13 protein-coding genes and 1 riboswitch are annotated in these 17,734 nt (G+C 40.7%); of the genes, 1 reads left to right on the plus strand and 12 read right to left on the minus strand.

Annotation, left to right across the window (positions count from 1 at the left end; genetic code table 11):
• Positions 1 to 5: 5 nt before the first annotated feature.
• The 10 genes from K364_RS26600 to K364_RS0105240 all read right to left on the minus strand — a co-directional run bounded on the left by K364_RS26600 (position 6) and on the right by K364_RS0105240 (position 14,842).
• Positions 6 to 167 (minus strand): hypothetical protein, encoded by a 162-nt coding sequence (locus tag K364_RS26600; RefSeq protein WP_156946405.1) that lies wholly within the window; start codon positions 165 to 167, stop codon positions 6 to 8.
• Between the two features lie 70 nt (positions 168 to 237).
• Positions 238 to 1,059 (minus strand): ABC transporter ATP-binding protein, encoded by an 822-nt coding sequence (locus tag K364_RS0105200; RefSeq protein ID WP_028307136.1) that lies wholly within the window; start codon positions 1,057 to 1,059, stop codon positions 238 to 240.
• Positions 1,060 to 1,073: 14 nt separating this feature from the next.
• Positions 1,074 to 2,117 carry a FecCD family ABC transporter permease gene (locus K364_RS0105205; protein WP_028307137.1) on the minus strand — a complete coding sequence of 348 codons (1,044 nt, stop codon included), beginning with the start codon at positions 2,115 to 2,117 and terminating at the stop codon, positions 1,074 to 1,076.
• Positions 2,114 to 3,127 (minus strand): FecCD family ABC transporter permease, encoded by a 1,014-nt coding sequence (locus K364_RS0105210; protein ID WP_028307138.1) that lies wholly within the window; start codon positions 3,125 to 3,127, stop codon positions 2,114 to 2,116. The genes K364_RS0105205 and K364_RS0105210 overlap by 4 nt, the downstream gene beginning before the upstream one ends.
• Positions 3,128 to 3,202: 75 nt before the next feature.
• Entirely contained in the window at positions 3,203 to 4,222 is a 1,020-nt protein-coding gene (locus K364_RS0105215; RefSeq protein ID WP_028307139.1) for an ABC transporter substrate-binding protein, read from the minus strand.
• A 103-nt stretch (positions 4,223 to 4,325) separates the two neighbouring features.
• Positions 4,326 to 5,951 (minus strand): helix-turn-helix domain-containing protein, encoded by a 1,626-nt coding sequence (locus K364_RS0105220; protein WP_028307140.1) that lies wholly within the window; start codon positions 5,949 to 5,951, stop codon positions 4,326 to 4,328.
• Positions 5,952 to 6,395: 444 nt separating this feature from the next.
• Positions 6,396 to 6,486: riboswitch (cyclic di-GMP riboswitch) on the minus strand.
• 68 nt (positions 6,487 to 6,554) lie between these two features.
• Positions 6,555 to 10,274: an S-layer homology domain-containing protein gene (locus tag K364_RS27060; RefSeq protein ID WP_028307141.1), complete on the minus strand. Its 3,720-nt coding sequence runs from the start codon at positions 10,272 to 10,274 to the stop codon at positions 6,555 to 6,557.
• A 38-nt stretch (positions 10,275 to 10,312) separates the two neighbouring features.
• Positions 10,313 to 10,774 carry a zinc-ribbon domain-containing protein gene (locus K364_RS0105230; RefSeq protein ID WP_028307142.1) on the minus strand — a complete coding sequence of 154 codons (462 nt, stop codon included), beginning with the start codon at positions 10,772 to 10,774 and terminating at the stop codon, positions 10,313 to 10,315.
• Between the two features lie 6 nt (positions 10,775 to 10,780).
• Positions 10,781 to 11,353, minus strand: coding sequence for a zinc ribbon domain-containing protein (locus K364_RS0105235; RefSeq protein ID WP_028307143.1), 573 nt, complete (start codon positions 11,351 to 11,353; stop codon positions 10,781 to 10,783).
• A gap of 96 nt (positions 11,354 to 11,449) precedes the next feature.
• Complete coding sequence (locus K364_RS0105240; RefSeq protein ID WP_028307144.1) at positions 11,450 to 14,842, minus strand: S-layer homology domain-containing protein; 3,393 nt, start codon at positions 14,840 to 14,842, stop codon at positions 11,450 to 11,452.
• A 218-nt stretch (positions 14,843 to 15,060) separates the two neighbouring features.
• On the opposite strand from K364_RS0105240, the gene K364_RS25430 reads away from it, so the two are divergent.
• Positions 15,061 to 16,482, plus strand: coding sequence for a helix-turn-helix domain-containing protein (locus K364_RS25430; RefSeq protein WP_028307145.1), 1,422 nt, complete (start codon positions 15,061 to 15,063; stop codon positions 16,480 to 16,482).
• 56 nt (positions 16,483 to 16,538) lie between these two features.
• Here K364_RS25430 and K364_RS22920 read toward each other — a convergent pair whose 3' ends face one another.
• Positions 16,539 to 17,015 carry a JAB domain-containing protein gene (locus tag K364_RS22920; protein WP_051533818.1) on the minus strand — a complete coding sequence of 159 codons (477 nt, stop codon included), beginning with the start codon at positions 17,013 to 17,015 and terminating at the stop codon, positions 16,539 to 16,541.
• A complete protein-coding gene (locus K364_RS27840) occupies positions 16,994 to 17,236 on the minus strand; it encodes a TOTE conflict system archaeo-eukaryotic primase domain-containing protein (protein WP_028307146.1) in 243 nt (80 codons plus the stop codon). The genes K364_RS22920 and K364_RS27840 overlap by 22 nt, the downstream gene beginning before the upstream one ends.
• Positions 17,237 to 17,734 lie beyond the last annotated feature (498 nt).

Genomic DNA, 17,734 nt, shown 5'->3' on the forward strand with positions numbered 1-17,734 from the left:
TCTCCTTATAAAACAATTTTTTTCCTAACACCGCATAGATAGAGGCTGTCTGTTACAATGGTTTTATTTTTCTCAGTAGTAACATCAAAAGGATTAATCTTCTCAAATATTTTAATAGCTTCTTCTATTTTTTCTTTATATTCTTTGGTGAAAACTCTTTTTGCCATCGTGTAGACACAACCTTTCTTTACGTAATATTATATCATCTACACGACAACTATCCTAACATCTTCTTGTTTAAGCGAGGATGACATGTTGTTGGTCATTTTTTACTTTCCTCCCTCTTCCATGTGGAATGCATAATGGTGTTCCAAACAAAGGATCGATGGTGATTTCACATTTCATTCCAAAAACGGACTGGACCATTTTACTTGTTACAATATCTTCCGGTTTTCCCTCAGCATAGATGTTCTTGTTATGAACCGCTACAATATGATGAGCGTAACGGCAAGCTAAATTCAGGTCATGAAGAACCATCACAATTGTTCGATTCTCCTTCTCATTTAAGTCATAAAGTAAATCAAGTATTTCAATTTGATGACTCATATCTAAGTAGGTTGTTGGTTCATCCAAAAGCAAAGTTTGCGTTCCTTGAGCAAGTGTCATTGCAATCCACGCTCTTTGACGCTGCCCTCCCGACAAAGCGTCCACAGGCGTATCTGCAAATTGCAACATATGAGTAGACGTTAATGCGAGATTAACCATCCGCTCATCTTCTTTCGACCACTGCTTTAACCAGCTTTGATGTGGATATCTACCTTGACTCACTAATTGGTGAACAGTCAATCCTTCTGGTGCAGAAGGGCCCTGTGGAAGAATTGACATTCGTTTTGATATTTCTTTCGTTGATAATTTTACAATCTCTTCACTATCTAAAAGGACCGTACCTGATGTAGCTCTTAACAAACGTGCCAATGTCCGTAGAAGGGTTGATTTCCCACAGCCGTTACTTCCTATTAAAACAGTAATTTTCCCTTTTGGTATTTTCAAATTCAAATTATCTATAATGGGGTCAGAGCCGTAGGATATTGTCAATTCTTTTGCTTCCAAATGTTTCATCATGCTCCTCCTTTTTAAAATTGATTTCGATTCTTAAATAATAAATAGATAAAGAACGGCGCTCCAATCCCAGCAGTAAAAATTCCAGCCGGAATGTCTAATGGATAAAAAACCGTCCGAGCGACTAGATCAGCGCTAAATACAAGTGCACTGCCTATTAAAGCAGAAACGAGAATCAAGCTACCAAAAGGGCGCCCTACTAGTTTCCTAGCAATATGAGGTGCGATAAGACCAACAAAACCGATTGCCCCAGCGATAGACACAGCGAAACCCGCCAACAACACACTAAAAAGAAGTAAAAGAAACCTGTGTAGCTGAACACGAATTCCTAATCCGGTTGCAATATCATCACCTAGTTCTTGCAGACTCAGACTTCGAGCTAAAAAAAGTATTAGAGGAACAATAATGAATACGACCGGAACAATCATATAGACATCAGCCCATGATGTACCATATACACTGCCTGTGAGCCAAATATATGCTTTTCCTAGCGAAAAAATGGGACTCATTACTAACATGAATGTCGTACCCGCACCCATGATAGCGGACATACCAATTCCTATCAGTACAAGACGGATAGGGGTAATTCCACTTCTCCAAGATAGTAGATAAATCAATATGGATACGAGCATCGCCCCACTTATTGCAGCAATTGGCAATAATTTAATACTTACTACCCCTCCAAGAAAAGTGATGAAAGCCACTGCTGCAAATGAAGCACCACTGGTAATCCCAATGATATCTGGTGAAGCCAATGGATTTCGAATCATTCCTTGTAATATGGCACCTGATATGCCTAAGGCAGCACCAACAAATAAAGATGCAAGAACCCGTGGTAACCTTAATGTTTGGATAATAAAGTCATATTCACCGAAACCCCTTCCAAAAATCGTCAGAATAACTTCCAAGGGAGTTATCATCGTATTACCTATACCAGTACCTACCACAACAGAAAGAATCACACAGAGGAAAAGTAAACAGATGACGATTAATGACTTTCTTTCAATCTGTACAGAAATCGTGTCGCTTTTATTACGAAAAAGGAGATTTGGTCTCATATCTTTGACACCCCCTTACGCGCTATATATACAAAAAAGGGGCCACCAATAAAAGCGGTCATAACACCGATAGGGACCTCCCTTGGCATAATCACCAATCTTGCCACGACATCAGCGGATAGTAATAATACAGCGCCTAAAACAGCTGAATAAGGGATCACCCAGCGATAGTCGTTGCCAACAAATGCTCGCGCGATATGAGGAACCACTAGACCAATAAAACCAACAGCACCTACAACGGCAACGGAACTGCCCGCTAACAGAACAATTATAATTCCCATGGAAATTTTCACTATAAAGATATTTTGTCCCATCCCTTTTGCGATATCATCACCAGTCGTTAATAAGTTAATTGCTCTACCCATAAACATCGCAATAACCCCAGCAAATAGCATAAAAGGTAATACAGGGAGTAACATTTCTAATGTACGCCCACTAACTGAGCCAGCTAACCAAAACAAAACATCTTGTAGTCCTGTTTCATTTAATACTAAGACAGATTGTGTTAAAGAAATGAATAAGGCGGTGATAGCGGTACCGGCTAATACAATTTTTATGGGGGTGAGTCCATCTCTGCCAATGGAACCTAATAAGTAAACAATCATAGCTGAAATTGCTGCTCCAAGAAAAGCAAACCACATAACATAAACTAATGATGAGATAGATAAAAAGACGACTGCTATGACAATAAAGAATATTGCACCCGCATTAATGCCAAAAACACTGGGAGATGCTAAAGGATTTCTTGTTAATGCTTGCATGAGTGCACCAGCAACTGCTAAACTTGCTCCTACCATAGTTGCAATTACGGCTCTTGGTAAACGTTCAGTTTGAATGATCATGTGCTCAATAGAGCTAGAATCATAGTATAAAAAGGCTCCAATTGCATGATCTAAAGTAATAGGGGTTCTACCAAAAATAATGCTGGAGATAAACGCTGCTATTAATAAAAGTAAGATCATGCCCAAGCCGAAGAATTTCATTTGTGTTTTTAAAAATAGTTGAAACATATCCTCACTCTTTCGTGGATGAAATGATAGATAAAGAGAGAAAATGGCTAGGCCATCATCTCTCTTTTAAGCAGATTACTTTTCAAGTTCAAAAATTTCATATAAATCATCTAACATCATATTGGCCGTTATGTATCCGCCGGCACTATTCCAAATCACTTCATTTACCTGAATTACTTGATCATTCTTAACGGCATCTAGATTAGCCCAAAGAGGATGATTGGTCCATTCCTCATACGTTTTTTGAATTGCTTCTGTATCCGTTCCAGAATTAAAATTGAAAATCATAGCTGCATTCATGTCTGGAATACTTTCTTTTGAAGTTAATTGGATTCCCCATATATCTTTGTCATGGCCTTCAGGTCGAGTGAAGCCAAGCTCTTGTAATATTTTCCCTGCATACCCCATGTAAAAAATACGGGCATGATCGGCTCTAAAGTTCGTGATTGTCACTTCTATAGGTAGGCTATCCCCCATCTGTTCTTTAAAATCTACTACGCGTTTATCCCAGTCCAGTAACAATTGGCTTGATTTTTCCTCAATATTTAGTGCTTTCCCCATTAAATCGACAGTTTCCTTCCAATCATAAAGCACTTCGTTCATCACCGTAGGAGCGATATGCGATAGTTGATCATAGATTTCTTCATGGCGTATTTTAGAAACAATAATTAAATCCGGCTTAAGCTTATGAATCTCCTCCAAATTAGGCTGGGTTTCCAAGCCAAGTAACTGAACATTTTCAAGATCATCTCTTAAATATTCGTAAATTGGTTTCTCTACCCAAGATTCAACTACTCCTATCGGTTTTACTCCAAGAGCAATCGCAGCATCCGTCGCACCTTGATACAGTGTTATCACTCGTTCCGGAGTGCCTTTGATTTCCGTTTTCCCCATCGCATGTTCAATAATGCGGACTTCTTCCTGTGCAGGCGTTTCCTCTTCCTTATTCTCATTTTCGGTAGACTTCACTTCAGTTACTTCTTGATTTTGTTCTGAAGATGTTCCTGTAGATTCGCTCGTTGTGCAACCAGTGATAAAAATCATCAACACGAATAAGGTTGCTAACGTAAATAATCCTATTTTTGACTTTAACATTGTTTCGACTCCTTTTCTTTCATCCTCATGATGATAATGATATTTATTCTCATTGATAATTATAACTTAACTAAACCATATTTAACATGAAAGATTATGTTCACTATATGGACGATTCTGTCACAAATAACCGCTGTAGCTTATCAAGTAATAGATTATGTGTATAAGACGTATAACACGTATAGAGATGCTTGTGATCATACATACCATAAATAGCCCTATTCCGAACGGCCTTTAACTCCTGCCATTTTTCACTGGTGAATAATGCATTGATTTTATTTTGAATCATTTGATCCATATTCACCGTACCATCATGCTTATACGGTGTTAATAGAATTCTATCCGCTTCAAATCCAAATAAATCCTCAAGAGTTATTTCCTTGAAATATTCAATTTCTTCTACACCTTTTGGAATCTTCAATCTTAAATCTCCGTATAGAACCGTTCCAACATTACGAGTACCGTATACACAAATCTTCTCCTTGCCAATTCCAATCACTAATATTTTTTCATCTTCAATCTTTCTTTCAATTAGTTTACGAACTTTTTCAACTTTTTGGTCATAATATTCTAACCAAATACTAGCTTCCTTTTCCTTTTCAATGATTTTTGCAATGGTTTGAAAAAGCATGCGCCACTCATGTAAAAAAGGAACGTTTACAGTGGGAGCGATTTGTTCAACCATTTTCTCCTTGAGTGACTTATCATCCTTATGATAATCTCTTGTTAAAATTAAATCTGGTTTAACCTCCATTAGTTTTTCTAAATCGGGATCAAATTCACCAAGGGGAATAGTATTTCGGAGTTGGGTTATTACTGGGTATGCATTACTTATAACAGCGGCATAAGGCTCTATACCAAGTGTCAGCAAATGACCAGTTAATAGGTGTTTAAGTGAAGTAATCCGTGGCGATGATTTTATTTTCTTAATGTAAATGGTTGGTGAACAACCTTTCATCGCTTTAAACTTACGACTAAAGTAAAATTCATCGTTGAAACCGACCTTATTAGCAACCGTACTTAATTTTTCATCAGAGTGGATTAGAAGTTGCTCAGCTTTTTTGATTCGTATATCCGTTAAGTATTCCATTGGACTTTTTCCAGTTTCTCTTTTAAACATGCGAGAATAATAGTCTGTACTGACCCCAGCAATTTCAGCAAGCCTTTTACGAGTAATATTCGTACTGTACTTTTGCTCCATATAATCTTTTGTAAGTGTAATTGCTTTTTTAAGATCGACCTTTTGCTTATCCATGTAATCTTTGAAAAGAAATAAAATCATTTCTTGGAAGCGAATATTTGCTTCCATCCCGCCAAAAGAATCTTTACTTTGAAAATTTCTTCCTATATTCTCAACCATCTCATTTAAAACTTGATTATTGAACAAAAAAACCTTCTCTGGAAAGCGAACTTTACCAGAAGTAAAACAATCATTTCCAGCATATTGTAGAGCATGAAATCTGATTTGATAGTAATCCACTGTTAAATTATCATCTATACTAAGCTTCACTTCGGTCCCCGGTGAGAGTATGAAACCTATTTGCCCTTCCATGGCGTGGCTTCTTTCTTGTATATAAATAGTTCCTTTCGCTTGCCTAAACAACAACATTGTATATAAACTTCGGTCCTGCTGTTGAAAAGTTAATTGACTTGAATGTATGTGTTTAATATCATCTAATCTGTACATAAAAGAAGCTAAATGATCAGAGAGGTTTTCTTCGCTATTCATATGTGTCACTCCTCGTATAATGTTCATTACGTATCCTTTTAGTAATCCTGCAAAACATAATTGATAATCATTTTCAATTATGTTTACTATACTATCATTAGAAATTAAGATTGTCAATAAAGGGGGAAAAGCCAAAAAAGTAATATTACTTTTTGGACTGCACTGCATTATATCATTATTTCTATTAAGGTTTATTAGGCTATATGTTTCGATACTCCAATAAGTTGTTAGTACGATTTGAGAAAAATAAACTAAAATATATGTGTTTTTTAAAAACATACTCCACGGAACTTCACTCCAACTAACAATAATTTCTTCTCCATGAAAACTATTGCCACGAATTAACCAGCGTTAACTAAAATAATGAGGAATAAATTTACTTCAAATAACTCATGCATAAAAAAACTGCCTCTTCTAAGAAAGGGCAGTTATGTACATAGTCTCTGCGGCAGCCAGGCTGTCGTAGCGCGGTAAAAGCGCTTTAGACCCTGTAGCTTTGCGTCGCCGGTTTTCACCGGGTTTGCCCTTGTCTTCATATTATTCAATTTCTGTGTATGTCTTCATGCTGCAAGGTTAATCCCTTGCAGCATGAGACCTGTTTGTTTATTTTGAGAGCAGGCTGTAAAGCACCTGGGCCATCTGCGCCCTGGTGGTGGTATCCTTTGGGGAAAGCCTGTTCCCGCTGCCGCTGATGGTTCCGGTTTCCACAAGCAGCTTCATGGCGTCTTTAGCCCAGAGAGCTATGTCGTCGGCATCGCTGAAGCTTGACAGCGATTTGCCGGAATCGCCCTGGGGCAGCTTGCCGATTACTTTCAGCCCATTGTACAGCAAGGTGAACATTTCCTGGCGGGTGATTTCCTTTTCCGGTGCAAAGAGGTTGTTGCCTACGCCTGCGGATATGCCAAGCCTTTTTGCCGCAGCCAGGTAGCCGGTATACCAGGTGTTGCCTGCGTCTACGAAGTTGTCCTTCGGATTCGCGTCGGGGGTTATGCCGTATGCCTTCATCAGCATGACGATAAACTGTCCCCTGGTCAGCTTCGCTTCCGGGCTGAAATTGCCGTTGCCCGTGCCTGTGGTAATATCCCGTGCGGCTATAAAGGAAACCGCCTTTACATACCACGCGCCTGCCGCCACATCCTTGAAGCTCACCTGCTTGTAGCTTACGGCGTAGTAGCTGAAATGAGTGGTTGTGAAGGTTACGGTTCCGGTGGCCGGGTCGTAACGCCCATTGGGTACTGAAACCACATTACCGTTTTCATCTATGTACCAGACCACTATGTGTTCCGAATCAATAAGTTCTGTTGGAGTCGGAGTGTAGGGTATGGATACCGTTACTGATGCATTTTCATTGTTCCAAGCATATAGCTCTCCGTCCACTGTTAAACTAAGCTGAATTACCGGTCTGTCGCCAATACGGTTCTTTATTTCCTCACCTATGCTTGAAACATCTGCATGTGCAATGGTAATGGACACATTTTCTGCACCTGCAACAATTTCCTTTGGCAACATGCTGCCGGGCAGGATTACCATAGCTATATCTGTTTTTATTTTCATCTGCCAGTCTGCATTTGACGATGACAGGACACTTGCAGGCATGGTAATATCATATGCCTTTGCACTTTCCACAAAAGGTATAGTAATTTCAACAATCTTTTTACCGTCACTGCTTTGTCCTGTCTTTTCAAATGCTGCAGCCAATATAGTTGAATTAATCTCTGCTGCTGCAACACCTGTGTTTTCATCCAGCATTGGTGCAGTGATTATATTTCCATTTGTGTCTACAGCAGTGATGTTTGCTTTATTTGTATCGCTTGTTGTTCCTCCGTTATCAACACCTGAAGAAGTGTCTGTATCGCCGCCGGTGCTCCCGCCGGAACTCGAACTTTTAGTGCTTATGCTTGCACTCTCACTTGATGCCGATGCTTTATGGGTTACCGTTTCGGCTACTCTTTGGTAAAAGTTATAGGTAGTGCCTGCCGTCAACCCGGTGAATGTATTGGAGCTTTGCCAGTTGACTCCACCTCTGCTGTACTCATATCCCTCATTTGGTGTAAGGGTTATACTGGTAGTCGTACTGTTGGCCATGGTTGGGGCTGCAGGTGCTGTTGGATCATCCGCCTTTTCGATGGACCCGCTCGCCGTACCGGTTAAACTACCGGAATAATTTATCGCAGTTACCACTACCGAAAGCGTTGCGCCAATATCTGCATCTACAATAATATAAGTACTATTACTAGCTTCATTTATATCGGAACCATTTCGCTTCCACTGGTAAGATAGAGAAGCATCGCCCTGCTGGCCGGTTACCTCTGCTGTCAAGGTTTGGCCGTATTTCAGTGTACCTATGATAGATACTGAGCCTGTAAGGGACTCCGGTCCTGTGACAGGGCTTTTGGATGCCCTAACTGTATTCCCGTAGGCTCCCATGTTAATCCGGCCGCCGTTGGGAGTTGGTTCATTGCTGTAATCGGAGGCGGGGTCGCCGGCGTCGATGCAGGGGCTGGTCACAGCGTCCAGCACCCAATCCCCGTTCCCGTCGTTTGCCGCGGGATCCCAGCGTCCGGCCTCTGATTTTAGGTGGAAGTCGCCTCCTGAAGGGTTGGCAAACAGGGGGTCGGTGTTGATGTTTCCGACACCGGCAACCACTCCATCAGCTTGGATGTTGGAATAACTCGCAGTTAAAGTCCCGCCAAGATGTGTAAAATTATATACATTGTTATATATAATGCTGTTAATAATGATAGTGTTCACATTGGTCAAATACATCCTATTGCTGTTGTGGGCAAAGGTTACATTGGTTAGGGTAAGATTTCCCCTATGGGCGTCTATAATGTTGCAATTGCTGTTGTGTATTATGGTATTGCTTATTTGCAGATTGCTGCTTCCATCATCGCTTTTCATATTTACAGCACCATAGGATGAGGGATTATTGGGATTGATATTTTTAAACTCACAAAAAGCGATGGAAAGGGGGGTTAAGTTAACTGAAACACCTTGATCGTAACCGTATCTGATGCCATAATTCAAGGAATCAAAAATGCAGTGTTCAAAGATATTTGGATTTCCATTGCCTTGGCTTAAGACAAGGATTCCGCCGTTATCAAATGTCCCGCTTCCATAGCCTCGGAAGAGAATTGGTTCATCCTCAGTTCCCCGGGCCTCAATCCTGCCTGTGTCAAGAACTTGTATGTTCTTGCTGCGGTCTAGCAGCAGGGTCTGACCGGGTGCGATGGTCAATTTCCCCCCTACCGGCACAAAGTAAGGCAGTTTGTATGAATAGCCTGCCGTCAGCTGTCCCCAATAGGCTTCCACACCTGAAGCAATTTCCCCACCTTCCACCAATATTTCCCTGTACCCCTCCGGATATCCTTCAAAAGTTACATTATCTAAAGTAAAAGCAGGGATGATTCTCAAAGGATGCTTTGCAAGATTTCCTCCGTCAAAATGGTTATTTTGGAATGCCACCATCACATCAGGCCTAGCCAGCAAATCTGTTTTGCCGTTTTCCATGAAGGTACAGTCTGTGAGTGACAGCCTCCCTCTCTCTAAGACCATCGGCTGCCCGTCATCCTGCTCTTTGGCTGAATCGGATATGGTACAGCCAGTTATTTCAACATCGATATTACTGGAAGACTGGGAGGATACATGAATTGCCCGCCCTAAGTCCGTGAAAACGGTACCCTCAACCGTAAGACTGCTGCCGTCTCCTGCCCTGAAATATATCCCGTTGGTTTTGGCATCATTATAGACAGTACCCTGTCGGAATGTGCTATCGGAAACAGTAAGGCTGATATCCTCGCCGCCACCATCATCCACCATCAACATACCGTATGTAGATGCTCCGGATCCGCCATACTTGAAGGTACAGCCGGCAAATGTGCCTGAGGAGCCGTCATAAAAGGTGAGTGACGCCCAGGACGGTGACTGGCTGCCATCTCCTGTGAATCCGGTAAAAGTCACCTCGTTTGCAATAAGACTGCCTCTAACTCGAAGCTCCGGCCAGACATTGTAAACAGTTTCGCTGACGGTTATCGTTCCGTTATGACCCAGTTGAACTTCAACGCCACTTCCAATGGTCAGCGTGACTCCGGCAGCAACTTCGGGAGCACCGCCCCCATCCTTTAAGCAGATGATATATGGGCTGCCTGCCGCAGTCCAAATGGTGTCTTCAGTAATGTCAGTGTTGATAATGGTAGGACCTACCGTTGATTCTCCCATTACATGTATAATACTGAAAAACATAACAAATGAAATTATAAGCATAAAAGCTGATAGAGCAAAAAGGGTTTTTTTCATCTTTGATAAAGAAATAATATTTTTCATGTTAGGTTGGATGCCTCCTTTATTAAATTAATGAGCGGTTATTTCCCTATACTGTTCCACGCCATAAAAGGTGCTATAGCAACAAGAATATTGATAGCTCCTACCATACTTCCAGACAGCAGGAGAAAAAGACCCACCAAACCTGCAACAATACCTGCCATTAAACATACTGTTTTTGCAGTATGGGTATCTCCATCATCAAACTTTTTCATGCCAAAAAAGTAAATGACAGCAGCAATGGCTCCGGACAAAACTAGTCCCAGGCTGTCGCCAAAAAGAAGAGAAATTATGGCAAGTCCACCAAAAGTAAATACAGAAACAGTAAGATACATTTTTGTGTCACCTGATGTTGAAGAAGCCGATATCGGATTCTGTCTAAACTTGGTATCAACTTCTTTTCCTTCCTGCAGAGAAGTATTTACCTTTAATTTATGGCCGCAGGCAGGACAAAAGAGATTGCTTTCCTCATGTTTGGAACCACATTGAGAACAAAACGGCATATTGAATCACTCCTCTCTTTTTATTTTTTTCCCGCACCGCCTGCAAAAAGCGTCATTTTCCTCAAGTATGCTTTTACAGCCGGGGCAGGAAGGAGGACTTGGCCATTCTTCTTCCAGTGCCGGATCTTTATGGCTTTCATCTGAAATAATAACCTCAGTTCCACAGCCTGTACAAAACCTGTCACCCTCCTCTAAAACCCCTCCACAGTTAGAGCAGGAGTTTCCTACCACAGCCGGTAATGAATTTTGGGCAGAGTTGAGGACTGCATCTAACTCAGAAAATATTTTTTTGACCATGCGTTCTCCTTGACCGTAATCGACCAAGGTCAAGGAAGACTTTGGTCTACTTGAAATGGTTACTGTGGCTTTCCCGGGATTGCTGCACTGTTCTATTACAATGCTGAACTTTGTACCCGCAGACCACAAGCTTAAACCTTCTGCCGCTTCAATCACCCCTTTTCCTTTATCTTGGCCGACAACTTTTATTCCCAGGGAAGGTAAGGCAGCCAGAACACTGTCCCAGACCTCACCCATTTGATTCATATAAACCCTGTTCTCGGATGCTGTTCTTAAACCCATATTTGCCACTCCCCTTTTTATTAATCAAATTATGATAGTATGCAAGCAAAAGCCGGCAAACCATTTAACAGTTTCCCGGCTTAATTTGTTTTAATTTTACTGTTCTGCCGGAACAATAAATCCAAACCCTATTTTGCAAAATGTATGTTGATGAGGTAATGCCACCTCTGTTCCAAAATTGTCGGAAGATACTCCTGTAATTATTATGGTTGTACCGCTTGAACCGGAATCATCTCTTTCACCGCTTAAAGCCAGAGCAAGGGCATCCATAAGATCAGGGTTATCAGCATTGTCACCGGAATTAATGAATGTGACGAAAATATCGTAGTTATCACCATTTGATTCAACAATTACTGACGATACACCGTCTGTAAATCCGCCAATTGTTACATTGACACTAATTCCGCCTCCGGTATAGTGAATCGTATTAGCATCGTCAAAGTCCAATATAAAACCATCTTGAAGAGTTATAACAACCGTCCTATCGTCATCACTCCATTGAACACCATTAACATCATTTCTATTAGAGTATAGGCCAGTAGGTATGCCAAACACATTGTCTTCCTCTGCAAATGCCAGTGTAATTCCATCCATTTGTCCGAAGTTCAACGGCTTGTCAAAGATAATTACTATCAGATCTCCAAGAGCAAGCGCTCCTCTGTGCTCAGAATTATATACCGCGTCAACCACCGATATGCTTTGCACAACCGGTGCCGGACCACCACCCCCACCAGGTGGTGGACTTGCTATTTCACTGTTTTCCAGTGTGATATCAATGTCAAATACCGGCTGTAAATCAGTAAGCATGCCCACAGATGGAGCGCCACCCGGTTTAATGGATTCCAGTTGATTTTTAGGTATAGTAAGGGTTGCTCCAATAAAGTCCATGGGATTTTCTCCCAGCGCAATAGTGCACCTTGAAACATTAAAGGAACCTGAAAAATCGGCAATCTCAACCATATCCCACAAATATCCGGGATTGGTGCCAAAATCTCCATAGCTGGGTGAGAGTCCCTGAAAAGCCTGCTTTCCAACTTCACCTAATTGCCTTTTAAAGGTAATAACAACCTTATCCCCTTGAGTTATACCTCCAGAACCATCTTCATCCACGATTTCAACGGAATATAATACCGAAACCGTCTGTAGAGCCTTCAGCTTGTTGAGTATTACACCCCCTGGATCGGAATAGCCTAAGTTGGTTGTAACCCTATCATATATATCATATTCATTGTTTACAGCAAGCTGATGAGGACCCAGATTTTCTCCGACGAAAAGCACACTGTAGTTGTCGGGTGATGGAAATTGGTGGTCATACATGTGTTCGTTAAAGCTGTCAGGATTATTCCGCAATCCTATTACTCCGACAGTATTCCATTTATCGGAAAGCTTTTCAGTAAGCCGAATATATTCATCAAGAAATTCCGGCGCCTTATCCAGAGGGTTGATATAATATTTAAGGAAAGCAACCTTGTAATCCTGATAAAATTGAGTGTTTCTGGTTTCTTCGTCAATTATGTCCGAAACAAGGTCGTCAAATTGTGGATTGATTTCAACCTCACTGTCATTTTCTTCGTTTATGAATGTCCTGCCTAATACATAATCAGCTTTTTGAACTATTCTTCCAAGCAACTCATTCTTGTATGCCGTCTCACCATAGGTCACCTCGCTGCCGTCCACTGCTGCAACAAAGCCGATGGTGTCGGTAACGGCAGTGATTTTTACGGGAGTTTCGCTTTTCACATTTACTGCAGGAATATCAATAGTCCCTTCCGCAGAAATATTGATGGGCTGCGTTTTGTCATCTCTTTTATCATCCACCTCGATGATTCCAAGGCTGGATGCACCCTGGATATGTATGCTGTTGCTGCCTCCACCCTGGATAATGGTTTTTCCCTGTACAACTACATTGCTCACATAAGCATTCCCATTGCCTATGCCCGCATCAAAAATCAGGCTGCCGGTAATCACGAGATTCCTAAGAGTTACATCTGCTACGCTGACGGTAACGTTTCCGTCAACAGTGGCTGAGCCCGATGCAGGTCCGTATGTTCCTGCACTGGATGCGGTGTAGTTGCCTATATACCCACCTGATAATGGGTTTGTAGGGGTAGAACCTCCTCCACTGCCACCACCAGAACTACCGCCTCCACCACCTGTGGAAGGAGTTGTTGAAACTGCCGGAGGAATTGTGACGGTTGTACCGGCCTTAACTTCTGTACCTCCAGCTGTAACGCCTGTTACGCCTTGTGCTGCCGTAACACTTGTTCCTACTGTATCAATCTTTACATCATTTGCATTGGCTTGTACACTGCTTACCGTTCCACTTCCAGTTATATTTGTCCGGGCATTGGCAACAACCGTTCCAACAACTGCTCCCTCATTTGCATTAATAGCTGTACCGCCTGCTGTTTGAGCAATGGCAATACTTGAAACCATACCGCTTGTCACTGAAATATCAGCCTTTACTTCAACGGTCATTGTCTGAACAATTCCTTTGACCTCTATTCTAGTGGTATCAGAGGCGCGTGAAGCACCTGCAACCACTTTTACCTCTCCAAAACTTCCCTCAAGCACTACCTGTGAGCCGGCCTCAATTTTCTGAACAGTTGTATTCTGATCCGTTACGAAGCGGATTTCATTATTTACATTATCAATAATTACCGTACCATTGATTGTCGTACCATTAATAATATGAATGGAGTTTTTTCCTCCACCCCGGATTACGGTACGGCCTTTTATCTTAACATCATCTAAAGTAACGCTGCCTGTACCTACACCGTCACCTATAATGAGGTCTCCTTCAACTGAAACTCCTTTCAAGGTAACATCGGGTGCATTGATCATAAGATTTCCACTGGAAACAGTTGTATATGTTCCTGATGTTTTTATGTATGTTTTTATAATGTTATGCATTACCTGCGCAAATTCAGCCCGGGATATATTTGCCAAAGGATATAAGTATCTTCCATCCCCCTTAACGTATCCGGCTGCTGCAAGAGCTGCAAGTTCGGGTTTTGCCCAATCACTTATATCTGTCTTATCACTGAATTTATCAAGGGAAGAGTAATCGCCTGTTGAAAGCTTTAAGGCACGGGCAAGTACGACAAATACTTCCTGTCTCGTTATCGGGTCTTCAGGTCGCATTAGACTTCCATGTCCGATAAATGTTCCCATTTGTACAGCCTTTGCCATATCATCGGCATACCATTTATCAGTAGAAGTATCAGTATATTTCGAAATGTCACCTTTTTGTGTCGCTCCAAAAGCACGGTTCATTATTGCTGCCATTTCGCATCGTTTCAAGTCGGCTTTTGGCATTATCCTATTTCCTGAACCGGAAATTAAGCCATTGGAAATAGCAGCTATAACCGCTTCTTTTGACCAATCGTCCGGAATGTCGGTAAATTCACGAGGACTTACCGCTGCCACCGGAATCATTATACTAAGCAGCATAGCAACTGTAAGTATTACGGACATCATTCTTTTCATTCCACACCACTCCTATCATTTGTTTTTGTTATAGAATCTTTTTCATCGATTAATATAAATACCTTTCATTTGCAGGTAAAGGAAAGAAAAAAATCCTTAAGAGGATTTTAGAATAAACTCCTTCCTATGCCAATTGTACGAACGTACAATATTGTTGTTCAAATTCGATGTATTCTGTGATATACTGTGGAATTATATAGAAAAACGGAGGTGGCAGCTTGAGTACTCGCAAATTTGCAATAATTACTACAATGCTGGCTTTTACATATTTTTACTACAGCTCCGGTTTTATTACCGGGGTTTATGTTTTCTCTCCGCAGGTTTCTTTATCGGAATATTCTCTTCTTTTCAATGTAGGAACTCAAATATTTGTTATTATCGGCATATTTCTTTTTTATCCTGCTGCAGGATTCTTCACATCCATCCTAAGGAATAAATTTCTGTTAAGTATACAGATATTTGCTGTTATAGCTTTAATAAGCACTACTTTTACCATAAGCAATGTGACAATCGCTAAATACTTATTCTGCTTTTTTAATAGTGTCAGTTATTTTTATATATCCTTTTGTCTATATAGTGTTTCATGCCTTTTACCCTATCACCAAAGGGGCAAAAGTATTGGTATTGCTTACTCAGTGAGCATCTTATTTACTCTCTTTCTCGGTCTTCTGCCTGGCAATGCCGGTTTAACTCCCCCTTTTGCACTTGTTATTTACAGTTTTTGCATTGCGGCTTCATTTTTCCTGTATTCCAGGCTTGCAAACGAAAAGTATCCTGAAAAAAAGAAAAGTTCTTTCAAAATAGAGCAAAGACATACCGGTAATAAAGAACTGCTGCTAGCTTTACTGTCTTTTACACTGCTTATCTCAATTCTTTACGGGGTATCAAGCCAGATTATTGCCTCTTATGCATATGAGGGAATGAATGTAGCGATATCAAGGGGATTTGCAGCAGTGGGATTCATTTTGGCCGGATTTCTTGCAGACAGGAACCGGAAGCTTTCCTTTTTAATCTCAATTACTGCCATTTCTTTTGCTTTTTTAGGCTTGCTTTTATACAGTTTCCCAGATGCTGCCTTTTTTGCAGCATCATTTACATATCTGATAACAGGATTTTATGTGTTATATACTTTAGTAGTTTTTACCGACTTTGCTGCCAAAACTCAGCCTGCCTTATTTGCGGCTTTTGGCGCACTTTCTTTAAGGCTGGGAACCATAATATCCTATCTGATGACAAACCGTTTTATTTTACAAAACTCCGTTATGGATATTCTTATAGTTTCCGGCCTGTTTGTATTGCTGTTGCTATCTGCTGTGTATTTATACGAACGGCTATATCCTAAAACGGAAATTCTGGAAAGAATAGTGGAAGTAAAGTCTCAGGAATACATATCTCCGATAGACATTGAAAGTGCCAAAGAAAAATACGGTCTTACAGCAAGAGAAAAGGATGTTCTTTCCCTCATCTTAACGGGGATTACTGCAAATGATGCTGCTCAAAAGCTCTACATAACCGAAAGAACAGTTAAAGCCCATTTATCATCAATATATCGCAAAACCGGAACAAAAAATCGTGTTGAACTTTCCATGATTATATCAGAAAAAGATATTCCTGCAGCCGCTCGTGAAAATAAAGATTAAAAGCTTTAAAATTAAAACTCTTTATTAGCCACTGACTGTATCTATGTTTATTAATGTTAACGCGATTGTGTATGTTTAAACCTGTTGCGCTTTTCTTCCGCAGGCATTGCCGCTAATGTAATCGCTTCATAATTGGCTGTACTTTTGCACTTTTCGGGAATGTTTCCTCTTTCCTTCATAGAAGAATAGCTTGCGCCGCCCACAATAATATGGTCCAGAACTTTGATCCCAAGAGGATGAAAAATATCAACAATTCTCTGTGTAAATGCTTTATCTTCAAGAGAAGGATTTACGGAGCATCCCGGGTGGTTATGGGCTAAAATCATTGCATTGCAATCACAGGCAAGGGCATATTTCAATATTTCTCTCGGATAAACCGCCGTTTGTCCGATACTCCCTTCCGACATGGTCTTTGTTTCGATTATGTTGTTGCCGCTGTCCAAAAAAGCCACCATAAACCTTTCTTTATCCTTCATTCCTCCCAAAAGGGCTAAAAAATATTGGCCTGCTATTATGGTTGATGAATTGAGCATGACCTTTTCGCTGCTTTGCTTAAAAGTCTAATAAGCTGTGTTAAAAGCAATGTGCCGAATTTCCTGACTGTTGCTGCACTGATCTGCTCCTTAAAGAAGAACCACAAATGTGCCCCATTTCCGGATTGTGACCGTTCTAATGCAAATGGTATATCCATTGTGTTGCAGATATCTCTCAATACACTTACATCCTTCTGCCCGCCTTCGTCATCAAAGTCCATCGCTATGGCTATTTTCTATCCTATGAACATATGAAAAGGCGAGAGGATACAAAACTATAAAACCAACAAATATACTAATAATACCCCATCTACGTAACTTTATTAGTTCCCAAAATCCCCTAATACCCAGTACAGTAATCTTGTATAAAATGCCGCTAGACAATTCGATTGATTGTGGTAATAAATCATAAATCCATTTTTCTTTTTCGCATTTTGTAAATCGAATCTGCTTATGTACCCTTCTAGACTTACTTACCCAGAGAACATTAGAACAATATAATTTCCTAGTTTTTTTATAATTAGGTAATTCATGCGACTTTTGTATTAATTCTACTGTCTTTTCAATTGAATAAGTTCTAGCTGTAGCCACATCTAACTGTGACATGCGGTTATTATCTAAAACTGTAGTGCGACAAGCTAATCTGCAGTGACTTCGACAAGCTAGCCTGCAGGAGAAAGCATAAACCATCATAGCTATATGTAAGACACCCTAAACTG

Source organism: Desulfitibacter alkalitolerans DSM 16504 (assembly GCF_000620305.1).
GTDB lineage: Bacteria > Bacillota > DSM-16504 > Desulfitibacterales > Desulfitibacteraceae > Desulfitibacter > Desulfitibacter alkalitolerans.